Genomic DNA, 24,478 nt, shown 5'->3' on the forward strand with positions numbered 1-24,478 from the left:
GTGTTGGCATGACAGGTATTTTTCCTAGCGAATTCTTCTTAATCCCGATAGGATGTACTTAGCTCCTGGAGGAGAGCATAAATTCTTTCCGCCAGCTCAATGTCCAAGGTACCGGTACCGCAGCTTGGGGTAAGCATGCTTTGTGACCGCAGCCGGTCTTCGCTGACTCCTCTTTTGGTTAGCTCTTTAATGTTCGTTTCCAGACGCTCGCGGAGGCTCGCCGCCGATTCTCCCCAGGCTTTGGCTGAAGTGGGAACGATGCCCCAGGAGAGAATGCCGCCTTTCTGGAGAAATCTTTCCAGAGGTTCGGCAAGGACAGCCATACTTGTCATATACTCATAGGCGTCAAAGTTGACGACCCTGATCTTGGAGTCGAAGAGGAGGGTCCAATCCATTCCGGCACAAACGTGAGCCCCGGGTATTCCGCCTTCGGCGAGAATTCCTTCGGCCACTTCATTAATATTCTCGATCAAGACAGTTCGATCTAAAGTCAGGTGGGTCGAGGCGCCATAAGCATACAGGCCGGGGTCATCGATGGACATCAGGACGGGCAGCCCGTACTGAGCCAGCCGTTTCGTCTGCCAGCGGGCGTGACAGCGCAGGGATTTAACCAGGATATCCCGTTGGAAGTCGTCATAGTAGGCTGCTTTGCGGTTGGGGTCTGTAATTTGCATGCCCAGGGTTACCGGGCCGCTTAACTGTCCCTTCAAGAGCAGGGCTTCCTGGGTACCTTGCTGGTCAAGTACGTCGCAAAACTCATTGAATCCCAATCCTCCCTCCGGAGTGAAGCCGAATTCGGCCAAGGCATTGGGATCCCCTGCTTCAGCATGAAGATAATACTCGTAAAAATGAGCCATCCGCTCCGTCCAATCCGGGGCATCCACTTGGAAACGGGGCTGCTCAAATCCGCCAATACAGCCTGTTTCAATCAGCACTTTTAGATACTGCCCCACAAAGGAGCTTTCTGCTCCCAGTTGAGGGAGCTGGGGCCAATGAGGTGCCTGGGGGAGGGCTTTCCATATCTGGCTTAAAGCTGTTTCAGCTTGAGCATAGGGGAGACTGCCTACGCCTGTGGCGAGGAAGCGGGGCTGCCAAGAGGATGAATCGAACATAGCATGAACCTACTTTCTTCGGAGAGTATTAATGGATGATAACTTTATAATCATATATTTTGGAATTGATATGTATAGATTATATCTTTAATGGAAGTCATTAGCAAAGAGATTAGCAGTTACAGACCCGATGTGGAGCCCCAAATGCTGAGAACTGCCTAGTCGAAGTAGGGATGTTGAAAGTTTATGGAGGATAAGAACTGCTTAAAAGAGAAATTAAAGGATCTGCCGGAGCAGCCGGGAGTTTATTTAATGCAGGATTCCTTGGGGAATATTATCTATGTGGGCAAAGCCAAGAACCTCAAGAACCGGGTCTCCCAATATTTTTATAAGCAAAAGGACCGGGACCCTAAAGTGGAGGAAATGATCCTGCGTATTGCGGATTGGGAGTACCGGATAGTGGATACAGAGCTGGATGCCCTCCTGGAAGAGTGCCGCCTGATTAAGGAAATCAAGCCTCATTACAACAGGCAGATGAAAAATCATCAGAAGTATGTCTACATCAAGATACCTGATGAAAGCTTTCCCAGGCTAGACATTGTTCAGGAGAGGGAAGCGGGCGGAGGGATATATTACGGCCCTTTCAGCAGCCGCCATCGGGTGGAAACCGCTGTGGAAGGTCTCAGTGATATCTTCTTAATCCGTAAATGTTCCGCCCCCGGCCGGAGCAAGGGAGGGAATGGCTGCTTGTACCGGCAGCTGGGCACCTGTGTCGGGGTGTGTACCGGGAAGGTCAGTTCTGAGGAATACAGGGAGAGGCTGGATGGAGTTTGCCAAGCGATTGAAGCCGGGGACAAGGGAGCCATGAAGGAGCTTAGCAGCCGGATGGCAAGAGCGGTCGAGGGGCTAAATTTTGAAATGGCTGCCCGTTATCGGGAGTATCTGCTGGGGTTACGCTATATACAAGGAAGACAAAAATTCCTCAAGGGTACATATCGCAATAAAAGCCTGCTGGCCCTTGAACAGTTGGACACTGAAAAAAAGACTGTCAAGGTCTTCCTGATCAAAGGAAATAGAGTAGTGACGAGCAGAGTGCTCACTTGGCTTGATGAGGATTTAAAGCAATTTCTCAGGGAAATCACTCAAGCCCTGGCGGACCAGCCAGGCTGTTCCCGACAGCTGACACAGCAGGAAGTGGACGAGGCTCAAATCCTTGATTCCTATCTCCGCAAAGACCGGGTTATCTCTATTCCCATTACCCAAAAAGCGCTGAAGCAAGGGGCGTTCGTTGAGGATATGCTCAAGCGGATTAATCTCAAGAGAATTAATGAAGAAGAGAAGAAAAAGGGGGATAATTATGGCCAGGAAATCCTTTAACGAAAAGCTCAAACAAAATAAGGATCTACCCAAAGTGGTTCAGGTGACGGACCCTAAATCGGTTATGCGCTATGGCGGTGATAAAATGCTGGTGGCACCGCCCTTGGCTTATGACGAGCAGATGAGGAGAGTTCCTGAGGGTAAAGTGATTACAGCAGACTATCTGAGAAGTTATCTGGCCCAAAAGCATGAAGCAGATTTTACTTGTCCTCTCACAGCCGGAATATTCATCAACATTGCGGCCCATGCTTCGGCAGAACGGGGAGAGGATCCAACACCTTATTGGCGGACCTTAAAGAAGGATGGCCGGCTGAACGAAAAATATCCGGAGGGAATTCAAGGGCATAAAACCTTTCTGGAGAGGGAAGGGCATACGGTGATCCAAAAGGGCAACACTTATTATGTTAAGGATTATCAGGATAAAGAATTTGACCTCAATTCATGAAGATTAATCTCGCTGCTCCCGATTTTTAATTTGAGAGAGATGAAGCGGTACACTAAGGAGAGTTCTCATGAGTAAATTCTATGAATTTGATGCGGAGATTAAGAAGGTGCCGGATATGGACGGGGCTTATATCGAAATACCTTTTGATGTGAAGGCTGAATTTGGCAAAGGCCGGGTTCCGGTAACCGCGACTTTTGACGGTGAGGTCTATGCAGGCAGCTTGGTCAGAATGGGAACTCCCTGCCACATCCTGGGGATTCGTAAAGATATACGCACTAAAATCGGCAAACAGCCGGGGGATACCATCAGGGTCACTCTGCGGGAACGGGAGCCTAAAGGCAAGACCAAGGGATTAGGTTCTGTTTAGGGTACTGACCTCAATATAACTAATAATAGTTTTGTGTGGATAATCCTTTGAAACTCCAGTCGCCGGGTCATAAAAAACGCCGTCAAAGTAAACCAGCAGATGGCTTTTTTCGCAACCCCTTGAGTTTATGATGCAGCACTTGGGGAACATCACCTTTTCCCCATGAGTATAAACAGGCTTTTTGTATGAAAAGCCGAAATAGTCAAGGGTTTCAAGCACTTTACTAATGCTTGCCTGCCATTTTGTACTTTTCATTATTTTTATAACTTCGTCAACAGAAATTCCGGCCAGCATGGCAAGGCATGTTTGCCCGCAATAGCCATTATGGGGTTGCTTCAAATAGGAGATACTTTCAATCTGCCGTATGGGATTGTCTTTATCATACGGACTGTCATTGGTTATTCTGGTCAATTGTTCCAATAGAGTAAATCTAACATCGTATTCGCCGCTTGACCCCAGTTTGCTAAAGATATCCTTGTTAAGTGGAAGCAGATAGTCTCCATTGCCTTTGGGGATAAGTTTGCATTCAAAAGCTATATCATCAATAGTGGCTTTAACGGGTATATTCCCTTTCTTACCACAAGTGTCCCAAACATTGAAGGGTATTTTTATGAAAACTCGATTGCCTTCTTTGTAGCAGCCTGACCTGAATAAATAATGCATAACATCATTCCTTTTCATTATTTCTTAACCAGAGCAATCCATACTTCCTGACGGTTTTCCTGCATGTAGCATTCAATAACCGGCAGGTCTGCCAGTGCATATCCTGAGTTGGGAAGCCATTCGGTGTAAAATTGCTTGTAGACTTTCTGTGTTGCATCAGGGAGCTCTCCGTTCGCTTCAAAAATTGCCCAGGCCGCAGCAGGGAAAGCAAATTCCTCCATCCCTTCAAGTACAGGAATAGGTTGACATTCAGACACATCAACATGGTTGGTTACGGCTATTATATAATTCATTCCTTCGGAATCTCCCCATTGGCCGCCGGCTGCAATTCCTAAAAATCCTGCAGGCCTGTAATCAGGAAAATTCTCCATAAACCTTCCCATTGTTCCGTCTTGCCAGGCCTTTTCCCATAGGCCTGGAATAACTTCAAATGCTGCCGCTGTTTTAACTTTGTGTGAGATACCCATAACTTTAAAGGCAGGCCAGTGTTCAATTTGATAATTCATATGATATGCTCCTTTAATTGTAATTTGAAAGGAGAGCTTGGGGCAGGATTTTAGCTGAACTGTTTCATTTCTGACGCTGGAAGGTAAAACCCCATGAAAGCTTTTAAAGGCACGTGAAAAGGAATCCGGGGATTCATAGCCATACTTTAGGGCAATATCAATGATTCTGTCCGTACTGTTTAACAAATCGAAGGCCGCCATGGTTAAGCGTCTGCTTCTTATATACTCGGACAAGGGCTTATCGGCAATATAGGAAAACATTCTTTGAAAATTATAAACAGAGCAGCCGGCGATTTTTGAAATAGTTTCATAGGAGATCTCCGTTGTAAGATTTTCCTCTATGTAATGTATTGCTTCATTCAGCTGTTTAACCCAATCCATTTTCTCACTCCCTGTTCAATTCTATCTTTTGGGAAATCGATTCGCCCGATAGTTTGTGCCGCATTGTGTAGTTTGTTTTTGAGCCTAATAATTCCAGTGATTCTGCAATTCACATCATGTTATAATCAAAAAGTGTCAGTTTCTGTCGATATGATTGAATTGTAGGGGGTCTATTATGCAGTGGAAACGGATTTCTTTTTTGTCTTTAACAGTAATTCTCCTTTTGAATCTTTTTCCCTTCACAGTTTTTGGTGCCGAAGCAACTGCAGAATCCTCTGCAACCGGAGCCGCTACGATAAGATTATATGGTAAAGACCGCACAGCCACTTCTATCGCCGCATCCCAGCAAGGGTGGACGACCTCGGAAACCGTCATTCTCAATGAATTGAATAATTATGCCGATGCTATCGCCGCTACTCCCCTGGCGGTTGGGCTGGATGCGCCGGTTCTTCTGACCTATGGCGCTCATCTTGATCCCCGGGTCAAAGAGGAATTAAAGCGCCTGGAGGCCAAAAAGGTGATTCTGCTGGGCGGCAATGGGCGGCTATCCACTTATCTGGAAAAAGAACTCACTGAACTCAATTATCAGTGGGAAAGAATTGGCGGACAGGATCGCTATGAGACATCAACCCTCATCGCGGCAAAGGTTCCCAGTGATACCATGATTCTGGTCAACGGAGACGACTTCCCGGACGCTCTTTCCGCGGCGTCCTATGCCGGAAGCCAACAGATCCCTATTCTTTTGATGTCAAACCCTGAGTTTCCCCAAAGCGTATCCGACTATTATCAGCAGCATAGACCCTCCCAGGTCATTGTGGTGGGGGGAGATGGCGTGGTTCCTGATCAACTGCTTGAGGAACAGAATATCCCTGTAAGTCAGCGTTTGGGAGGGCAGGACCGCTACGAATCAGCGGCTAAGCTCTATGAGTATGCTCAAACTCAAAACGTCTATGATGCAAAGCAGCTTTATCTGGCTTCAGGTCAGCACTATCCCGACGCCATGGTAGGAACCGTTCTTGCTGCCAAGAATAACTCGGCCCTGCTGATTACGAAAAGTTATACTTTGCCTGAGTCCATCGCTCCGATTTTTAGCCCGGATAAGCTTGCCGCTATGGAGGTCTTTATTCTGGGTGGCACAGGTGTGGTTTCGGGGAAAATTCAGGCTGAACTGGAAGGCAAAGATTTTATTAAGAACCTGCTGATTGGCAAAACTGTGGTTGTGGATCCCGGTCATGGGTCTCCGGACCCGGGAGCCATCGGACCCGGCGGCTCCAAAGAGAAGGATAATAATTTGGCTATTGCCCGGTATCTGGCCGTGGAGCTGGAAGCGGCCGGAGCCAAGGTGGTCTTGACCCGCAACGATGACAACTCTCCGGCTTATGCTCCGGGAACACCCTACACGCAAAGAGGGGACCTGCAAAAACGTGTGGATATCGCCAATGAAAACAATGCGGATCTCTTCATCAGTATTCATAATGACTCCTGGCAAACGGCTCAGGGCACGACGACCTTCTACTCCTCGGAAAACCCCAGTGGTTCTCCCAGCTACAAACTGGCCCAATATATTCAAAGCGGGTTAACCCAGGAGATTGGCACCAAAAATCTTGGTGTTAAGGATTCGCGGCTTTATGTGCTGAGGAACAATACCATGCCGGCAGTTCTGGTGGAAGTAGCTTTTATCTCTCACCCAACCGAGGAGAAACAGCTCAGTGACAACGCTTTTAGAGAGAAAGCCGCACAGGGAATAAGTCAAGGAGTTCAAGCCTATATCCGTTACCTTGAAAGAGTTTAAATAAACCCGGCAAAGAAGAGGGAGCCGCAAACGTTTAGGCATAAACGTTTTGCGGCTCCTTCCTTAGGTATAGGTTGGAATATATATGATTTTTTAGGGATGTGTTGTTGCTGTTTTTGTATCTTCGGATACAGGTCAGGCCATCATTGACCTGTTTAGGAAAGCGCAAGTCAAACTGCCGTAAAGAGTCAGAAAATGCGCCTGCTAAGGTACCGAGCGGAGTTTCACTAGCTCATGATAATGCCCCTGTTTTTGAACAAGCAGAATTTGCATCTCAAATAACATTATTATGTTATAAATAGGAATTCAATCAAGCTTCCAAAGGAAGTTTCAGAGAAGCTGAAATTGAAAGAAGGAATGGAACTTAGGGTTATTTCAGACGAAGTCGATGGTGTACTAATATTGAAGGTTGTGGAAGGAAAAAACAAAGATTTTTCAGGTATTAAAGGGGTCGGAAAAGAGTTATGGAAAGATGTTGATGCTCAGGAATACGTAACCCAGGATAGAGACAAAGGGAGCGAATGGTCTGGTTTGGCAGTAGAGCCCCTTTACACGGGTGTTTAGTCAGCCTCCTTGAAAGACTTATTTGTGATATTTCCCGGTACATTCCTTAATTTGTAGTTCAATCACTGCCGTACCTTTCACCATATTCTCCGGAAGCTCTTTTCCAGCAAACTGGGGTGTGTATTTTTCAACCAATCTGTTCAAAACCTCACGTTTAGAGGAGATATCTTCCAGAATATGCGCTGTTCCTATCACCACCACGCTGTTGTAAATGGCCTCTGTATCGCAGGCCGCCCCTTCACCCGGCTGCAATCCCAACAGCTCATCCACTTCAAAGCAAACCTTTGGATTAGCCTTCACATTGTCGATCTTTAATCCCTTAGGCAGTCCGTGCATATAAATAGTTTCGTTATAGTAGACAAAATGCATGGCAGTGACATAAGGATATCCGTCCCCGCGAACTGTTCCGAAGCGTCCAATAGCCGCTCTTTCCAGGAGTGCGTCAATCTCCTCTTTGGTTAATTGAAAGTGTTTCATCCTGTTTTGCATAGATCATTCCTCCTAATGTGTAATGTGCGCAGGTTGTGCGCTTCATACCCAGGGATGGCCCGGGCTTTGCCAATTGCCAGCTGGGTGTTTTTATTATATGCTAAGAGTGTACCCGTTAAAAGGTACACTCTTAGCATATAATTATGGGTACACTGAGTGAGAGGTGTATGAATAAATGATTTATATTAGTAAAGAAATCAACACACCTTTATATGATCAGATTTACAGGCAAATACAAGGGGATATTATTTCCGGAAATCTTTCGCCGGGAACGCTGCTGCCCGGAATCCGGACTTTAGCCAAGACATTAGGCGTTGCGCGCAATACTGTGGACAAAGCCTATACACAACTGGCGGTGGAGGGGTATATTATTCCTCGCAAAGGTGCAGGCTTTGCCGTAGAGAGCATTAGGGATTCTAAAAAGAGCGCTGAATTGCAACCGTTATCTTCTGGGGTGTCTGCTCATCCCGGCCACGAGAAAGCAGAGAAAAAGCTTCCCTATGATTTTCAATACGGAAGCTTTCCTGAGGAGTACTTTCCCAAGACTGCCTGGAAAAAGCATATGCTGGAGGTGCTGGCGTTGCCCCATTTGTCGGCTCAGATGACTCAGTATCAGGATAAACAGGGGAACCTCTCCCTGCGCTGTGAACTCCAAAACTATTTGTACCAGACCCGGGGGGTGGTGTGTACAGAAGATCAGATCCTCATCGGCTGTGGCCTGCATTATTCCCTGGATACCTTATGCAAGCTGTTTGCAGGTCATAAGAGGATTGCTATGGAGGAGCCGGGATATAATGGAGCCAAAGAGGTCTTTCAAAACAACGGGTTTACGATACGCCATATTCCCTCGACACCATACGGACTTGATCTTTCACAGCTAAAAACATTGGCTGTCCCTATTGTTTATGTAACACCCTCCCATCAGTTTCCTTATGGAACCGTCCTTCCGATTTCCAAACGGCGGGAATTGCTGGAATGGGCGGCGGAAGAAAACGCTTATATCATTGAGGACGATTATGACAGTGAATACAGGTATGATGCCAATCCGATACCATCCCTGCAGTCCATCGATGGCCATGATCGGGTTATCTATATCGGCACCTTTTCCAAATCTCTTTCTCCCTCATTGCGCATTAATTACATGGTACTTCCCAAGTCATTGCTTCCAGCCTACCATCAGATGTTTTCTACTTACAGCAGCCCTGTTACCTGGCTGACCCAGGAAGTGCTGGCCAGCTTTCTGCGCTCCGGAGATTATACCCGGCATGTGCGCCGGATGTGTGCAGCCTATCGAAAACGGCATGATGTTTTTGTCCAGCAGCTTTCGCAACACTTCGGACCAAACATCGTGCTGCATGGGCAAGGGGCAGGATTGCATTTTCTGGTGGAGTTTGCGGAGGAAGTGGAGGCTGAGGGTTTAATCCAGATGGCTGAAGAAGCAGGAGTCAGGGTATACCCGGTGACCCCGTTCTGGAGTGCCTCAGAAGCCTGCCCTCCCAATCTGCTTTTTGCAGGATACAGCCTGTTGAATGAGAGGCAGATACAAGAGGGGCTCCGCCTTTTGAAGGAAGTGTGGGCTCCAGTGCTGGAAATTAAATGATGCAAAATCGGAAGACATGATCCTAAAAATAAGGTACACTTAACCCCATAAGAATAAAGATATTTGCCTCATGGCTCGCTGGCTTCCATTTATGCATGGAAGCTTGCCTTTTTATAGCAGCAGCGTGAGGAAAGGAGTGGTAAACACATGATTCTTAATATCAGCGGGCGGACGGATATTGTCAACCATTATGCAGACTGGCTTTTCAGGCGGTTTGAGGAGGGTTACGTCCTCTCCCGAAATTCCCTGTTTGCCAATTCGGTGCGGCGTTATGAATTAACCCCGGATAAAGTCGATTGCCTTATCTTCGGGTCAAAAAACTATGCTCCCGTTCTCCAGCGCATCCATGAGATCACGGAGAGGTTCCACACCTATTTTTACTATACCATTACGGCTTATGGGAGGGATGTTGAACCAGGGGTGCCGGATATCGACACAAGTATCGCCACGTTGATAAAGCTTTCGGAAATTGTCGGTGCCCGGCGCGTTGCCTGGCGGTATGATCCGGTGCTGCTGACCAGCAACTACACAGGGGCCCTGCATCTCGAAACCTTTGAGTATATTGCCGATCGCTTGGCGGGGCATATTGACCGCTGCATCTTCAGTTTTGTGGAAATGTATAGGAAACATGAAGTCAACTTTCCGGAATTGATTGCTTTGCAGGATGAGGATAAGGATAACATTGCTCGAGGGCTTGGAGCGATTGCAGCAAAGTACGGTATACCTCTACAGACCTGCGGCCCGGAGGAAAACTATGCCCAGTACGGCATTGAAACCTCGGGATGTGTTACTTTGGATATATTAGGCCGGGCAAACGATATCCAGTTTCGGGAGCTTAAGCATCGAGGCTTTCGCGAAGGCTGTCACTGTATGGAAAGCCGTGACATTGGAGCCCTTAACAGCTGTCCCAATGGCTGTAAATATTGTTACGCAAACAAAAATGCCCAGCTGCCTCGCGAAAACTATCTGCTGCATGACCCGGAATCTCCTTTGCTAATCGGGCGGCTGAAACCCAGCGACAACTTGCAGCAGGGGATGCAGAAAAGCTTTCTGAAGCAGGGGCATCAGGCTCAGGTAGGAAAAACAGTGTAAAGAGTACTATTTGGGTTTGGGGTAGGGAAAATCGATTATAATATTAGAAGTGGTCCATAGTTTTCCGGAGCTTGAGATCGATCTAAGAAAAGCATTTCAAGATATTTAGGATGAAAGAATTTGGGAAGATAACAAAAGACGGCGGCTGGTTTAAAATGCCAGAAGCCGTCTTTTCTGTAAACAGGTCAAGTCAATAACGTTTCAATAGTGTGAAGCCGTTCAATTTTAAGAGCTGCCATGATATCGTGCAGTCTTGACTGAGGAGATACATTGGGATTATCTGATTAGCCATCCATAATCCTGCCTGCAATCCACGATGTAGTCAACATATACAGTCTGATCCTTGATCTGATAGAGAATCAGACACCATTTCTCGACGAATATCTTGTGATATTTGTTCAGCGGTATAAATTCAGCATTGAGAAAAGGAAAGCGTTCCGGCATGGTGGAAAGGGAGCGGATAGCGTTCATCAATTCGTTTTTTGTTCTGCGGGCAGCATCAGGGCTTTTTTGTGCCAGAAACCGAACATGGCCCGCCAGCATCTGACGGGCACGTTCGGAGACAATTACCTTATATTGAGGCCCCTTATCCATGGTCCACCTCATCAATGATGCTGTCCAGATAGCTGTCAAGTTCGTCCGGCGTAACCCCAATGCGTCCGGCCAGACGGTCCTCCTCAACGGCCAGCAGTTCTTCGCGCAATTTAAGCATTTTCTCACGGCGGGTAAACGCCTCTATATCCATCACCACGAGATCACCCTCGCCGTTTTTGGTAAGGTATACAGGCTCACCAGATTCTTTACACAAAGCTGCAATCTCATTATAATTCTGCCTGATGCTTGCGGACGGTTTAATCTGCATGGTGTCAACTCCTTATAGCAATATTCTAACTAAATTATACTTCTTTTGTGCTATGGAATCAATCGAGGATTCTATGAAAGTGGTAAAATGAAAGGTAAATTAATCCTGCCCTTGCATAACGTCCTGTCAAGCCAATAACGTTTCAATGGTGTGAAGCCGCTTGATTTTAAAAGCCGCCATGATATCCAGGCGGGCGTGGTTATCCGTCAAAGGCTTCCCTAAGATGTTTTCAATTTTATTTAAGCGGTAACGCAAGGTATTGGGGTGCATAAAGAGTGCCTTGGCCGTCTTGCCCACATCAAATTGATTCTCGGCAAAGCTTTCCAGAATCGTCACCAGGGAGCTGTCCTGGTCGTCTTGCTTATGCAGCTCCCCAAGGACATGGAGATAATACTCTTTTAAATCCTGGAGATCATGTTTATAGAGAATCCGTTCCAGGCCGAGATCCCTAAAGAAGGGGATAGGGATACCTAAAAGTTTTCCCATTTCTAAAGCGACTTTTGCCTCTTGGTAGCTGCGAAAAAGCACAGTAGCCTCAGAATAGGCCTGACCTACGCCACATGCAGCAAGACCCTTTAATTCAGTATTCTGGACCTGGGAGAGGATTTTGTCGGCGAAAACAAGGAGCTCTTCTGTCTGCACTGCAGGCTTATCGGTTTGCATAGGAACAAAGAGGATGAGTTCATTTTGGCGAAGGATAACAGCCGGGTTTTTATAGTAAATCTCGATGAAATTTTGCTCAACAATCCTCGAAAGAACATCCATGAGATGCCATTCCGTGGTATAAAAATCTGGTTCCGGCAGGAGAAAAACCATAATTGTGTGAGGACGGCGAAAATTCCAACCCCATAGTTCACCGGTGGCGATGATTTCGTCATTGCGTTTTAGATTGCCATAGATCAAATCATAGAGAAAGGCATTTTTGAACTTGCTTTGTTCTTGTTTAAGCTCGAGGCGGTTCTGGAGATGGACGGCACAGAGGGATGCTGCATAATCCAGGAGGGGTTTAAAGTGAGTTGGGTCTGGAGAGTCGTCATCAGTAAGCATAAAAATATAGCCCAGGGTGCGGCCGAAGGGCGCAACGACTCTGCCCAGGGCAAGGGATTGCATAGTGTCGGTCAAAATATGGCAGGTAAAAAGTGCGTCACTGCCGGTCCTGGGCTGGTTAGAATAAATATGAAATGACTCGAAATCATAATGAGAAGAGGAAGAAAAGAGCTTATAGGCAGATGAAGAAATTAAGACCGGGTGATCCAATATCCTGGCTAAGACAGCACTGAGTTGATCAAGTCCTTGTCCCGAAGCCAAGGCCAATTCCTGCATGTAATCAGGAACCTTGAAATCCATGCCCATGTTGCCTCATCCTTTCCAATAAGTGTTAGGAGTCTTGTCCTATACTTCCAGAGGTTTGATGATATAGAATAATTATAATACAACTCTTGCCAAAAACTTTGGAGCAGAGTCTAAAAATCACAAGGGTATTTTGTACTTGTGAACATATGGCCTAAAATAGGGCTGATATATACTGATTATAGATTCAGGAGGACATCCAGTCAAATGATGGCCCACAGCAAAGAATGCCTGGATGCTGGATGCCAGGATCTTCCTTTGACCGTAATGGTTCGGTTCAACAGATTAAAAGGAGGTAGGATCTATGTCAAGATTGCTGGATAAAATTAATGACCAAAAAATAAGCCGCAGAAATTTTCTAAAAGCGACAGCGGCCGGCACGGCCAGCCTGGCTCTGGCTGGTTGCAGAAGCGGCTTAACATCAGCAGGAGAAAAGGTGAATGCTCTGGGCGAAGAGCAAGGAGAATGGATTCCCGCCGCATGTTGGCATAACTGCGGTGGAAGATGTTTAAACAAGGCTTTAGTGGTGGATGGAGTCGTCGTTCGCCAAAAAACCGATGATACCCATGAAGATTCCCCGGATTATCCACAACAAAGGGGCTGCCTCAGAGGACGTTCTCAGCGCCAGCAGGTCTTTGGTGCGGATCGCTTGAAGTATCCTATGAAACGTAAACATTGGCAGCCAGGAGGCGGCGACAAATCTCTGCGCGGTAAGGACGAATGGGAGCGGATCAGCTGGGATGAAGCGTTAACTTATATTGCCGATGAATTGCAGCGGGTGAAGAAAGATTATGGCAACCGCTCCATTTTGCACATCGGTGGCTGGAGCAGTAGAATTACCGATATCTCCAGAACCCTGGGATTGTTCGGAGGGTATTGCGAATACTGGAATACCAATTCCTTCGGCAGTTGGGCCATGACCCCCAAAACCGTAGGCTTCCTGCAATTAGGAGTATGGGATCAAACCGTCAACGACCGTTTCGATCTGCGCAACTGTGAGACGATTATCATGCTCAGTATGAATCCGGCCTGGAGTGCTATGGGAAGCTCCAGCTGGCATTATCTGCAGGCTAAGAAAGCCGGGGCAAAATTCATCGGTATTGACCCCTTTTACAATGAGTCCTATTCTATGTTGGGGGCGGAGTGGGTACCGGTACGTCCAAGCACTGATTCCGCTTTATTACTGGCCATTGCCTATGTGCTCATCACCAAAGATCACCCGGCTATGAATCCCTTGATTGATTGGGAGTTCTTAAATAAATACTGTCTTGGTTTTGATGCTGAGCATATGCCGGAAGGGGAAGATCCCCAAGGTAATTTCAAAGACTATGTTCTGGGCACCTATGATGGCGTTCCTAAAACACCGGCCTGGGCCAGTGAGATCTGCGGGGTTGATAAGATTCAGATTGAAAAACTGGCCATGGAGTTCCGGAAGGATAAAAAAGTAGCCTTCTTATGCGGCATGGCTTCGGCCAGAACCACCAACTCGGATAATCTCCCTCAACTGATTATGACCATCGGCGCCATGACGGGCCATATGGGCAAGTCCGGCCACATGACAGGCAGCACCATGCACGCTACCTCCGGCAACGGCGGTCCGGCTTTAGTCTGTGCCGGTTCCAACGGATTGCCTGGCATTGCCAACCCTGTAGATGACAGCATCAATGCCGGTCAGGTCTGGGACGCCATCCTCAACGGTAAATACAATTTCACAGGCAGTGGGGACTTTGTTTCTCCCGATCAATTCAAACCGGGGCAAGAAAGGGATATTGATATTCATATCATTTACCATTCCGGTGGGGCAACCTTGCAAACCAGTGATGGCATGACCAAAGGGATCGAAGCTCACCGCAAGGTGGATCTCGTTGTTTCCCATTCCCAATTCGTAACCACCAATTCCAAGTATGCTGATATTGTCCTGCCGGTGACCACCGAGTGGGAGAAATTCGGCGGATTTTCCGGAGGAACCTTGGTTCATAGCGGTAACCGGGAAATGCTCATTATGTATTCCCAGATCACCGAGCCTCTCTATGAAGCCAGGAGCGATCAGTGGATCGCTATTGAGCTTGCCAAAAAGTTAGGAATTGATGAAAAAGAAGCCTTCCCCTTTGATGAAAAGCAGCAATTTTTTAATGCTTTAGCCAGCGCCACCGTAGTCAATGAAGATGGCAAAACCTATGGCCCTTTAGTAACCATCACCCAAAAAGATATTGACGAAATGGGTGTTGCCGGCAAACCCCAGACAGGCAAGATCACCTACCGCGAGCTTAAGGAAAAAGGGGTATATCAAGTCAAACGGTCCCCAGGGGATAACTATGGCTATATAGCTTATGAAGATTTTGTTAAGGATCCCGGGAAAAACCCCTTAACTTCGGAAAGCGGCAAGCTGGAGATCTATAGCCGTCAGTTAGCAAAAACCGTCAATGATATGGGCTTCAGCAGGATTCACCCCATTCCTTCCTATATTCCGCCTGTTAATGGTTATGAGGATACCTTCCAGGATTGGGAAAGCAAAGCCAAAGGCGAGTATCCTTATCAGGTGATTAACCCACATTATTTGCGCCGCTCTCACACCGTCTTTGACAATGTGAAATGGCTGCAAGAAGCTTGGTCCAATCCAGTCTTCCTGAATACCAAAGACGCACAAGCCAAGGGTATCAGCAATGGAGATACAGTTCTGATCACCAGTCCCTATGGACAGATTTTAAGGAACGCTTGTCTGACGGAAAGAGTAAGACCGGGCGTCGTCGCTCTACCCCATGGAGCTTGGGTGGATATCGATGAACAAACCGGCATCGACAGAGGTGGTGCTGACAATATCCTCAGTGGCCAGGTTCCCACCGGTCAAGGTGTTTCCGGATTCAATACGGGAGTTGCCAGGATTGAGAAATACACGCCATCTAAGTTAATTCTCGATGTGGAAAAACCAGCAAGAATTGTATTTTAGGAAAGGGGTGTAAGTAAAAGTGGGCAAATTAGGTTTTTACTTTGATATGGAAGCCTGCGTTGGCTGCCGAACCTGTCAAATCGCTTGTAAAGATAAAAATAATAACAAGATCGGCGTTTTATATCGTCGGGTAAGAAATTTTGAAACCGGTGTTTATCCAAGACCTGATGGTTTCAATTACTCTTCTGCTTGCAATCACTGTGCTGAGGCCAAATGTGTCAAGGGCTGCCCCACCGGTGCCATGCACTATGCCGAGGATGGAACGGTACAACACGATAAGAATAAGTGTATCGGCTGTAAATACTGTATCTGGAACTGCCCCTATGGTGCACCGCAGTTCCTTGAAGAAAGCGGCATAGTCGGGAAATGCGACAGCTGCAAGGAGCTGCGCCACCAGGGGGGAAATCCTGCCTGTGTGGACGCCTGCATTATGAGGTGTCTGGAGTTTGGCGATTTAGATGAGCTCAAAGCAAAACACGGCGCTGATTTGGTTCAAGAACTATCGATCCTGCCGGATGCCAAAGTAACCAACCCATCGGTTCTGATTAAGCCCAGGAGCTGCGCGATGGATGCCAATCCCAAAGAGAAAGAGGTGTAAGCAGTGGAAAATCTATCCTTAATCCTATTTTCGATCTGCCTGCAAGGGGCTATTGGTACTATGGCCTTTGTGGCTTTGGGCAAGTCCTTTAACAAGGAAGGACAGTTTAAACCCGCTATGGTCACGGCAGCCGGCCTGGCGATTGTCGGACTTCTCGCCTCACTTCTGCACTTAGGCAGACCGCTGGCTGCATTGAATTCACTGGCCCACTTTGGCACCTCTTGGCTGAGCCGGGAAATTTGGTTTACCGCTGTCTTTACCGGGCTAACGGTTTTGTGTGCTTTATTAGTCCTCATCAAGCCTGCGGCCAAAGGTGCGGTCAATGCTTTGGCTCCTCTGGCCGCAGTCATAGGCCTAATCGATGTCTACATTATGTCTTCTATCTATAATTACGCCTCAGTTCCAGCTTGGCAGCATGGTTCAATTTTTGTGGAATTCTACGCTGCCGCCATTTCCCTGGGAGCAGTCATTTTCCTTGCTTTAAGCGGGAAGGAAGCTGATAAAGTAAAGAAAGCAGCTTCCTTGGCTGTGGGAATTGCCGTCGTAGTGCAGGTCGCGGCCATGGTAGCCTACTATATCCAACTGGGAACCAGTGAGAATTTAGCTGCCGGACAGAGCTTGGCTCTCTTGAACAGCATGAGCGGAGTCATGGCCACGAAATGGCTTTTTATTCTCCTTGGAGCGGGATTGCTGATGTTCCCCATGGGTAAAGGAAGCATGAAGATATCTGTCGGTCAAGCCGCCGCCCAAATGGCGGCACCCACAGAAGGTACGGCAGGCACAACAGTTTATCTTGCAGCTGCCCTGGTGGTTATCGGTCAGATCCTGGGACGCTACATTTTCTATGCAGTGATGATTGTAAATACAGTTGGCTTGAGTTAAATGTAAACACATTATATAGAGAGAGAGCCGCTTCACCTGATGGTGGCGGCTCTCAGTTTACATATCTTATATTTTAATTTAGGTGGCAGCTCCTGATTTCTTCAATTTATTTTAATAGAAGCATGATATATAACCGGCTTCAGACACCGCCTTTACGTTATTTAGGAATCTAAGTCCCTTCCTGCAGGTTCAAGCAGGAGGGGACTTAGATTTATGGTAGAGGAGGGAGGGGAAAGGGAAAATAAGAAAAATGAATGACAAAGGATTAGCTTAAGCCGACCCGGCTGGCGATCATCATCGCATAGAAAAGGTAGCGGCCAACAATCTGACCAATGACGAGAAGGGCGGCGGCTATATAAATGGTAGTGCCGGATAGTCCTGCCGCTGCCACTTCTGCGGCAGCCTGACCGGAGCTGTTTACGGATAATTGTTGTTTCTGAATAGGGAAGAGAAGCAATCCCGTACCTAAGAGGATAAATAACCATTTAACAGCCATTGCTCCGCTCATCCCGCTAAGAAGAGCAAGGCTTTGCTGAGCAGCTGAACTGGAGCTTGCACCCAGTTGGATATAATATCCTACCATGGCTGCGACCTGCAAGGCAACGGCAATTCCGGTAATGATCACCGCCGGCTGGCGAACTTTAGAACCTTCCGAGCCGCTTAAGGTCAGGAAGAGTAAAGCTCCCATGGAGATGGCAGCAGCATAGAATTCAACGGTGACAGCACTGTAATTCCAGGCGGAAACACTGGTGGAAGTGTAGACAGAAGCCATAGCATAAACGTCTAATAAGCCGAATACAGCGGCCAGAGCCATGAAGGTCCGGACTAACCCTTGGGAAGCGGGCTTGAAGAGGAGAAGCAGCGCGGTGACGACAGTCAGTCCGGTGAAGATGCTGGTCAGCCAAATTTCCCGGCTTAACCAGGAGGTGGCAAAGTGAGCCAGGGAATTGACAGCGCGGAAGGGCTGCCCCAAGTGCAGGAAGGAGGCGAGTAGACCGATAACAGCTAAAGCTGCGGCGCTGACGACGGCAACTTTATAGGAAGCGTCCTTGTACAGGTATTTCGCCAGGGTGGCGAATATCATCAGGCCAATGGCCGCCTGAAGGCAGATCGAGAATAGGATTAATGCTAATTCCTCCATGGCTTAGACCTCCTTTTCCTGAACATTAGGATCCAAGGCATGGCTCCTTGGTGTGATCAGAAGCGAGGGATTAGTCATCGAAGAGGTGGGGAGAATAGGCAGATCCCGAACTAGTTTTGGTCCGTGGTCAGCGGTGAGTTCATCTAAGTCACCGAATTCCAGGCAGCGCATAAGACAGGCATCGACACAAGCCGGATTTTCGCCCTTATCACGCAAATCCTTGCAGCTGTCGCATTTGCCGATAATACCGGCCGCTTCAATAAACTGGGGAACACTATAGGGACAGTTCCAGGTACAGTATTGACAGCCGATGCATTTATTTTTATCATGCTGTACGGTTCCGTCATCGGCGAAATGCAAGGCCCCTGTAGGGCAGCCCTTGACACATTTGGCCTCGGCACAGTGATTGCAGGTGGCGCTGTAATGATAGAGTCCAACTTTAGGGAAACTTCCGGTTTCAAAGGTCCTGACTTGACGGAAAATTGTCCCGGGCTGAAGATTATTTTTATCCTTGCAGGCGACTTGGCAAGTGCGACAGCCGATGCAGATGCTCATATTAAAATAAAACCCCATATTTGCCATAATGATTCACTCCTTTCTAGGAAAAGATTCTCTGCGGTTTTTCTACATCTGGAATAAGCGGCGCACCGGTCCATTTTTCTAAATTCACATTGCAGGTATTCCAGCCGGACAATCCTTGACCGGTGGGGACGTTACCGGAAAGGATATTGTCTGCTCCGCCATGATCGATGCCCGTTTTTTCATCCACATCACACCAAGAACCATGGGGGAGGGCGACAACGCCGGGAACCAGACGTTCGGTGACACAGGCGTTGCGCAGGACTTGGCCGAATTCGCTGGTGATGAGAACGGTATCTTTGTCCTTGATCCCCTTTGCTGCGGCATCCTGAGCTGACAGGAATACCGGGTTGGGGCAGGCCTCTCTTAGCTGGAGAATATTATCAAAGATGGAGTGAGAGCGGCGAAGGTAATGGGGCGTAATCAACTGATAGGGATAAGCCCCTTTGGCCTTGCTTTGCCAATCAGAGAAGGTAGCTTCGTACCCTTGGATGGGCGGGACATATTTGGGGTAGGGAGAAATTTTCGTGTAACCAAGGTTATTTATGATATCGGCAAGGGTTTGGCTGTAGATTTCCAGCTTGCCGCTGACTGAATTGACAGGGTTCTTTTCGGGATCCTTGCGGAAATCTTCATAAGCAATAAAGCCATAATTGTCTCCCTCATGACGTTCTACCTGATAGACACCATCTTCAAGGAGCTTCGTCAGGGGAATGCGTCCTGTTTGAGGCTGTCCCGAAACTCCCCATTCAGAAATATCCTCAGCAGTGATGTCTACTAAAGGTTCAAAGGTTTTGCCGTCTTCTTTTACCACCGTGGAGCCAGCCAGTTTATTAAAGAGCTGCTGCTTGCGGTCGCTGACAACTATTTGGGAAACATCCAATCCTAAGCGCTTGCCTACCTCCACAGCAATCCAGTTATCATCTTTGGCCTCGAAAATGGGTTCAATGACTTGGGAAGAGACAATGAGCACATCGCGGTTGCTGAACAAGCCATCGATATCGCCGGCTCTTTCCCACAAGGTGGTAACGGGCAGGACCAGATCGGCATATTTCGAGTTGGTGGTTAGGAAATGGGATTGGCTGACGACGAACTCCACGGCCCGATGAGCCTCGATTCCTTTGTTCATCCCATCCCGGGTTTGCAGGGTGGCTTCAGAAGTATGCCAAATCATTTGGATATTAATATCCTCCTCTTGCACACGAGTCTTCAGATCCACTCCTTTGACGGTGTCCTGCCAAGTCGGCGGGGAATATTTGATGGTTTTCATGATACTATTGGGAAGATATTTTTTGCGGAGAAGGCCGGTCCACATGTCTGCTTCACAGAGGACTTCTTTCAAGGGGCTGCCCAGAAATGGTTCGCCGCTGCCGCCAGGGTTGACAAGGGCGGGACCGGGGTTGCCTGCATAGTTCCAGCAGGAGGCACCGGTCATATGGCCGGATTTGCCGAAATGTCCGGTCATGGCCCCCAGAGTCATAAACATCTGGGGGAGATTGTCGGAATTCTGAGCTCGCCCGGATGCCCAGCTGGCCAGGATACTGACCTTATTCTGCATGCCGATGGCCCGGGCCAGGTACTTAATGGTGTGAGGGTCTATTCCGCAGATTTCCGAAGCCCATTCCGGGGTTTTGGGGATATTGTCATACTTGCCCAAGACATAATCCTTGAAGTTTTCATTGGTTTCGGCATCTGCCGGCATATGCTCAACATCAAACCCTACAGTACAGCGATTGAGGAAATCCCAATCGATTAAAGGTTTATTGACCGGATCGTCCTCGACGATTAGGGTATAGGCCATAGCCAGGAGCAAGGTCATGTCTGTGGCCGGTTTGATCGGAATCCATTCGGCTTCTAAAGTGGCAGCAGTATCAGTATAAAAGGGGTCAATAATAATGAATTTTGTACCGGCTTCTTTCATTTGCAGGAAATGATACATAGGATTACCCAGGGAACTCCAGGCCGGATTGATGCCGAAGGCAACGACAAGATCGGTTTTTCGCATATCAAAACGGTCGTTAAGGGCTTTGGGATCGAATAAATTATCAGCGAAACCAATAATATGAGGGGTTATGAACCAGGAGCCAAAGGACATCGTCCCCCAAGAGGGAACAAAACCACCGTAGATACTCATTAAATTCATAACTTCACTGTTCGCTTCTCCCGGAACAAGAATGGAAGCATTGCCATAAGCACCTTTGATGCGTTGCAGTTCGCTGGTAAGAATATCCAGAGCTTCATCCCAGGAAATCCGCACCCACTCGTCCTGGCCGCGCAGTTCCTTTTTACCGCCGCCTGGTTCCCAGTTTTTTCTCTTCATAGGGTATTTCAAACGGTCCACACCTTGGGCCTGATGCTTTTGTGAGCGCCCTCTCAGACATCCTCTTTGCTGGGGAGCATCTGGTGTGTCTGGGCGGGTATCATCGGTTTTCTGCCGGACAATGACCCCATCCACCACATAAGCTTTATTGACACAACGGCCGCCGCAGTTATGCCAGCAAGTGGCTGAGACCCATTTGCCTTCTTTTGCTGTATCAAGATTGGCTCCTGCGGGGGTGAGGATATTACCACTGCAGCCCGCAAGCGCCAAGCCGGCAGTTCCGGCTGCGGTAGCGGCCAGGAACGTTCTGCGGCTTATTTGTTTGTCGGCTATTTTCTTGAGGAGACTTGCCATACACCTTCCAACCTCCTAAAATTAGATTGTAGTTGGCACTGTTTTTAACGAAGAGCAACATTGCAGTTCCAGTGCCTCAACTCCAAGTGCTGCTCTTCGTAAGACAATTATAAAAGGAAATCGATCTTGCTTAAATAATCACAAGTACATTAATTACCCCGAATTTTGTGCATGAAAACATTTTTAGAATATAAGATGGAAGGGAGTACAAAGACTTTGAATAAAGAAGCGATCATTTATAACTATTTGCGGGAACTGCTCGAAGCTTATGGTCAGGGTTTGGATGCCTTAACCTATACTCTGTCGAAACTGTTAAAGCTCCCGATCATTGTCGCCAACACTGCTTATGAAACCATTGCTACCACCCATCTTCATCCGGATCTTGACAGCTTTCAGGTAGAGAATGATGAACAGGGAGTGAGCCATAAAAAACTGTATTTCTGTACGATAAAAACAGATACGTTGGGGCTAAGAGGTTTGGGGCGGGCTATCGCACCCGCGGGCCGGGTGCTTGGCTATTTGTTTTTAGTCACTGACAAAGCGGAAGGCTCCGACTTGGATTTTTATGAAACCTTGCTGGACAATGTCGAATCCTTATATGCCAACAGTCTCAAGAACCAATTGGAGCTGAAACAGAAGAAAAACAAATCCAAAGATGCTTTTTTCTACGATCTGCTTTATGGAAACCTTAAACGCAATGAAGATATTATGAACAGGGGAGAGGTATGGGGGTGGGATTTCCGTCATCCCCACGCTGTCCTGCTTTTAAAGGTTCGGGATGTAGAGCTTTTTTCTCCGGACCGGCATCTTATTGATGCTCTGCAGAGGATTGTCGAGCGAGGGTTAATTAATAGATATGGCAAAAATCCGGCGGTGACTGTTCATCGCAATGAGGTGATTGCTCTTGTGCATTCAGCGAGCCGAAAACGGTCGGAACAGAAGCAGGATATAAAAGCTTTGGCTGGAAATATCCTTAATCAAACTGCCGATACCGAATTAAATAAGCGCATTGCTTTTGGCGTGGGACAAACCTATGATGAGCCGATTGATCTTTTTCGCAGCTACCAAGAGGCCAAAGTTGTTATCGATATGGGGGGCCTGCTGGGGGTGAAAGTCCCATTCTTCAGCGATATGGGCTTAGAACGGGTTCTCTATAAGCATGATATCCAGGATTTAAAAGAATATCGCGACCAAGTCCTTGGTGATTTACGCAAGGACGAGTCGGGAGAGAGCCTGCTGGAAATCTTAAAAACCTTCACTATGAATCAGTTTGACGTGAATAAGACGGCTCAGGATCTCTTTATACATCGCAACACCTTGCGTACTCGTCTTAGTAAAATTGAAGCGATCCTTGATCGCCCCTTGGATGATATGAGTACCCGTCTTGATCTGACAGCTGTGCTGAAAATTGAGCAGCTTCATGGGCTTGATCTGGAATCGGAGTAATAGGGTTTTATATTATAAAAGTCCCATTCGGTAGGCTGGAGGGGGGAATAGTTTCCTGTCTCTATTACTAACAATTTATGTATAATATTAATAAGACCTTATTTTAAGGGAAGTTACCCTGTTGAATAACTATCAAGTCCAGTGTTAACAAGATTCTGAAAGGTGGTGCTGACACATAGCAAGTAACGTTCAGAAGGTAATGGAGCTTATTGATACCGTTTTTTGTTGCCATTAGCATAGCAGGTACCTATAGAAAAAGCCTACCACCGGGGCGGTAAGCTTAAGAATGGGTTATATTAAGGCCGTAATTCTAAAATAAATCCATAAGCTCATCGAGAGCTAAATCATCCGCTTCTAAGAACTGTTTCGTTAAGGCAGCCATTTGCGGATAAAAATGGTGAGTTTTTGATTTTTGCATATCCTCAGCAAAATCCCCGATCCAAACCAGTAGGTGATCCTGTAAAAAGGCTTTCTGATCGTCGAGCAGCTTTTTGACCTCATCTATCTTTTGCTGGTCGAACCTTTCCAGGGTCAATTTCGCTAAATGGGCCATAAAGTCCAGCTCGAAGGCCAGATGATCATCGGCTTCGTGAGGATAATTGGCCGGTAAAAACTGATAGTTCAGATAGGTGCGCCGTACCTTTAGAGTGCTTTCCTGGAAAAGTGCCCGCTCCTTGGTCACATAGACAGATTCCCAGGGGGGAGCAGGCAGCTTATGGGGACCGATCATTAAGCTGGTATATTCACTGGTCAGCTTATCCAGGGTGAGGTCGGGATCAGCGGACAGCGCCAGCCTTAATTTTGTGAGTAAAGCCAGGTAAGTATTAAGGTCGCAATTTTCCTCATCGAGCATCAATTCCAAGGCTTCTTGGGTGTGTTGGTTGGTGGCGATGTCAAGCAGTTCCCGGTTCGGCTCGATTCCGAAAATATGCTGAAGCAGCTGGTAAATATAGTGTCGGTTGGCTAAAATTATAGCAATTCCATCATCTTGTGTTGCCATAGCAAGCACCGCCTTTACGGATTTTTGGGTTAAGATTTTTCCATGGGCTAGAAGTACTTTTCACTATAATGGGGAGACAAAGCGCATTTTTTAGGCTTAATTAATACGGATGGATTTGTCAACGTTGAGGAAGGTAGAATAGGCAAATCCTGAATGACATCTGCACCATGTTTTGCCGCAAGCTCATCTAAATCGCCAAATTCCAGGCAGCGCATAAGACAGGCATCCACACAAACCGGATTTTTGCCCTTGTCACGCAACCCCTTGCAACTGTCGCATTTGCCGATGGTGCCGGTTTCTTCAATAAATTGAGGAACACCATAGGGACAGTTCCAGGTACAGTATCGACAGCCGATGCATTTATTTTTTTCATGTTGAACTGTGCCATCATCGGCGTAGTACAATGCATCGGCAGGACATCCCTTAACACATTTGGCATTGGAACAGTGGTTGCAAGCACTGGAATAATGATACAGCCTGGCGTCGGGATACAACCCTGTTTCATAACTTTTGACTCTGCGGAATAAAATGCCCACATCCAACCGGTTTCTATCTTTGCAGGCTACTTGACAAGTTCGGCAGCCAATGCATTTATTGATATCGAAATAAAACCCTAAAGCCATTCCTATTCACCTTCCTTCGCTGTAGAGATCTCTTCAGAGGAAATTGCG

Annotated in this window: 23 protein-coding genes; 11 read left to right on the forward strand and 12 right to left on the reverse strand. The window is 47.3% G+C overall.

What is annotated here, in order from left to right; all coding sequences use genetic code 11:
• Positions 1 to 38: 38 nt before the first annotated feature.
• Positions 39 to 1,112 (reverse strand): methionine synthase, encoded by a 1,074-nt coding sequence (locus DHAF_RS11500; protein WP_005814543.1) that lies wholly within the window; start codon positions 1,110 to 1,112, stop codon positions 39 to 41.
• A 186-nt stretch (positions 1,113 to 1,298) separates the two neighbouring features.
• On the opposite strand from DHAF_RS11500, the gene DHAF_RS11505 reads away from it, so the two are divergent.
• The 3 genes from DHAF_RS11505 to DHAF_RS11515 all read left to right on the forward strand — a co-directional run bounded on the left by DHAF_RS11505 (position 1,299) and on the right by DHAF_RS11515 (position 3,241).
• Positions 1,299 to 2,429: a GIY-YIG nuclease family protein gene (locus tag DHAF_RS11505; RefSeq protein ID WP_005814544.1), complete on the forward strand. Its 1,131-nt coding sequence runs from the start codon at positions 1,299 to 1,301 to the stop codon at positions 2,427 to 2,429.
• Entirely contained in the window at positions 2,410 to 2,874 is a 465-nt protein-coding gene (locus DHAF_RS11510; RefSeq protein ID WP_005814545.1) for an MGMT family protein, read from the forward strand. The genes DHAF_RS11505 and DHAF_RS11510 overlap by 20 nt, the downstream gene beginning before the upstream one ends.
• A gap of 67 nt (positions 2,875 to 2,941) precedes the next feature.
• Positions 2,942 to 3,241 carry a DUF1905 domain-containing protein gene (locus DHAF_RS11515; RefSeq protein WP_005814546.1) on the forward strand — a complete coding sequence of 100 codons (300 nt, stop codon included), beginning with the start codon at positions 2,942 to 2,944 and terminating at the stop codon, positions 3,239 to 3,241.
• Here DHAF_RS11515 and DHAF_RS11520 read toward each other — a convergent pair.
• Complete coding sequence (locus tag DHAF_RS11520; RefSeq protein ID WP_242659974.1) at positions 3,227 to 3,904, reverse strand: DUF1905 domain-containing protein; 678 nt, start codon at positions 3,902 to 3,904, stop codon at positions 3,227 to 3,229. The genes DHAF_RS11515 and DHAF_RS11520 overlap by 15 nt on opposite strands.
• A gap of 17 nt (positions 3,905 to 3,921) precedes the next feature.
• Positions 3,922 to 4,791 carry an AraC family transcriptional regulator gene (locus DHAF_RS11525; RefSeq protein WP_015943972.1) on the reverse strand — a complete coding sequence of 290 codons (870 nt, stop codon included), beginning with the start codon at positions 4,789 to 4,791 and terminating at the stop codon, positions 3,922 to 3,924.
• A gap of 175 nt (positions 4,792 to 4,966) precedes the next feature.
• Between DHAF_RS11525 and DHAF_RS11530 the strand changes: the two genes are divergently transcribed.
• Positions 4,967 to 6,583 (forward strand): N-acetylmuramoyl-L-alanine amidase, encoded by a 1,617-nt coding sequence (locus DHAF_RS11530; protein ID WP_005814549.1) that lies wholly within the window; start codon positions 4,967 to 4,969, stop codon positions 6,581 to 6,583.
• A 345-nt stretch (positions 6,584 to 6,928) separates the two neighbouring features.
• Positions 6,929 to 7,147, forward strand: a complete 219-nt coding sequence (locus DHAF_RS11535; protein WP_015943973.1) for a hypothetical protein — start codon at positions 6,929 to 6,931, stop codon at positions 7,145 to 7,147.
• 18 nt (positions 7,148 to 7,165) lie between these two features.
• Here the strand turns inward: DHAF_RS11535 and DHAF_RS11540 are convergent, their stop codons facing one another.
• Positions 7,166 to 7,636, reverse strand: a complete 471-nt coding sequence (locus tag DHAF_RS11540; protein WP_005814552.1) for a pyridoxamine 5'-phosphate oxidase family protein — start codon at positions 7,634 to 7,636, stop codon at positions 7,166 to 7,168.
• A gap of 175 nt (positions 7,637 to 7,811) precedes the next feature.
• Between DHAF_RS11540 and pdxR the strand changes: the two genes are divergently transcribed.
• Together pdxR and DHAF_RS11550 are read left to right on the forward strand one after the other, a co-directional pair.
• A complete protein-coding gene (pdxR, locus tag DHAF_RS11545; RefSeq protein ID WP_005814553.1) occupies positions 7,812 to 9,236 on the forward strand; it encodes a MocR-like pyridoxine biosynthesis transcription factor PdxR in 1,425 nt (474 codons plus the stop codon).
• A gap of 147 nt (positions 9,237 to 9,383) precedes the next feature.
• Positions 9,384 to 10,328: a DUF1848 domain-containing protein gene (locus tag DHAF_RS11550; protein ID WP_005814554.1), complete on the forward strand. Its 945-nt coding sequence runs from the start codon at positions 9,384 to 9,386 to the stop codon at positions 10,326 to 10,328.
• 276 nt (positions 10,329 to 10,604) lie between these two features.
• On the opposite strand, the gene DHAF_RS11555 is transcribed toward DHAF_RS11550, so the two are convergent.
• From DHAF_RS11555 to DHAF_RS11565, 3 genes are all read right to left on the reverse strand, one after another.
• Entirely contained in the window at positions 10,605 to 10,922 is a 318-nt protein-coding gene (locus DHAF_RS11555) for a type II toxin-antitoxin system RelE/ParE family toxin (protein WP_005814555.1), read from the reverse strand.
• Positions 10,915 to 11,190, reverse strand: a complete 276-nt coding sequence (locus DHAF_RS11560) for a type II toxin-antitoxin system Phd/YefM family antitoxin (RefSeq protein WP_005814556.1) — start codon at positions 11,188 to 11,190, stop codon at positions 10,915 to 10,917. Before DHAF_RS11560 ends, DHAF_RS11555 begins: the two co-directional genes overlap by 8 nt.
• Before the next feature lie 126 nt (positions 11,191 to 11,316).
• Positions 11,317 to 12,543 carry a PucR family transcriptional regulator gene (locus DHAF_RS11565; RefSeq protein WP_018213036.1) on the reverse strand — a complete coding sequence of 409 codons (1,227 nt, stop codon included), beginning with the start codon at positions 12,541 to 12,543 and terminating at the stop codon, positions 11,317 to 11,319.
• 301 nt (positions 12,544 to 12,844) lie between these two features.
• On the opposite strand from DHAF_RS11565, the gene DHAF_RS11570 reads away from it, so the two are divergent.
• The 3 genes from DHAF_RS11570 to DHAF_RS11580 are packed head-to-tail and all read left to right on the forward strand — an operon-like array spanning position 12,845 to position 16,967.
• A complete protein-coding gene (locus DHAF_RS11570) occupies positions 12,845 to 15,487 on the forward strand; it encodes a molybdopterin-dependent oxidoreductase (protein ID WP_015943976.1) in 2,643 nt (880 codons plus the stop codon).
• Positions 15,488 to 15,506: 19 nt separating this feature from the next.
• Entirely contained in the window at positions 15,507 to 16,085 is a 579-nt protein-coding gene (locus DHAF_RS11575) for a 4Fe-4S dicluster domain-containing protein (protein ID WP_015943977.1), read from the forward strand.
• 3 nt (positions 16,086 to 16,088) lie between these two features.
• Complete coding sequence (locus DHAF_RS11580; RefSeq protein ID WP_015943978.1) at positions 16,089 to 16,967, forward strand: dimethyl sulfoxide reductase anchor subunit family protein; 879 nt, start codon at positions 16,089 to 16,091, stop codon at positions 16,965 to 16,967.
• 265 nt (positions 16,968 to 17,232) lie between these two features.
• On the opposite strand, the gene DHAF_RS11585 is transcribed toward DHAF_RS11580, so the two are convergent.
• From DHAF_RS11585 to DHAF_RS11595, 3 genes are read right to left on the reverse strand one after another with little or no spacing between them, the layout of a single operon-like run.
• Positions 17,233 to 18,108 (reverse strand): dimethyl sulfoxide reductase anchor subunit family protein, encoded by an 876-nt coding sequence (locus tag DHAF_RS11585; protein ID WP_015943979.1) that lies wholly within the window; start codon positions 18,106 to 18,108, stop codon positions 17,233 to 17,235.
• A 3-nt stretch (positions 18,109 to 18,111) separates the two neighbouring features.
• The gene (locus DHAF_RS11590) at positions 18,112 to 18,690 is read right to left on the reverse strand and encodes a 4Fe-4S dicluster domain-containing protein (RefSeq protein WP_015943980.1); all 579 of its coding nucleotides are present in this window, start codon (positions 18,688 to 18,690) and stop codon (positions 18,112 to 18,114) included.
• A 16-nt stretch (positions 18,691 to 18,706) separates the two neighbouring features.
• The gene (locus DHAF_RS11595; RefSeq protein WP_015943981.1) at positions 18,707 to 21,361 is read right to left on the reverse strand and encodes a molybdopterin-dependent oxidoreductase; all 2,655 of its coding nucleotides are present in this window, start codon (positions 21,359 to 21,361) and stop codon (positions 18,707 to 18,709) included.
• A 216-nt stretch (positions 21,362 to 21,577) separates the two neighbouring features.
• On the opposite strand from DHAF_RS11595, the gene DHAF_RS11600 reads away from it, so the two are divergent.
• Positions 21,578 to 22,807, forward strand: coding sequence for a PucR family transcriptional regulator (locus tag DHAF_RS11600; protein WP_015943982.1), 1,230 nt, complete (start codon positions 21,578 to 21,580; stop codon positions 22,805 to 22,807).
• Between the two features lie 310 nt (positions 22,808 to 23,117).
• Here the strand turns inward: DHAF_RS11600 and DHAF_RS11605 are convergent, their stop codons facing one another.
• Together DHAF_RS11605 and DHAF_RS11610 are read right to left on the reverse strand one after the other, a co-directional pair.
• Positions 23,118 to 23,807 carry a TorD/DmsD family molecular chaperone gene (locus DHAF_RS11605; protein WP_015943983.1) on the reverse strand — a complete coding sequence of 230 codons (690 nt, stop codon included), beginning with the start codon at positions 23,805 to 23,807 and terminating at the stop codon, positions 23,118 to 23,120.
• A 47-nt stretch (positions 23,808 to 23,854) separates the two neighbouring features.
• Positions 23,855 to 24,430 (reverse strand): 4Fe-4S dicluster domain-containing protein, encoded by a 576-nt coding sequence (locus DHAF_RS11610; RefSeq protein WP_005814564.1) that lies wholly within the window; start codon positions 24,428 to 24,430, stop codon positions 23,855 to 23,857.
• Between the last annotated feature and the right edge of the window lie 48 nt (positions 24,431 to 24,478).

The sequence above is a fragment of the Desulfitobacterium hafniense DCB-2 genome (genome assembly GCF_000021925.1).
Taxonomy (GTDB): Bacteria; Bacillota; Desulfitobacteriia; order Desulfitobacteriales; family Desulfitobacteriaceae; genus Desulfitobacterium; species Desulfitobacterium hafniense.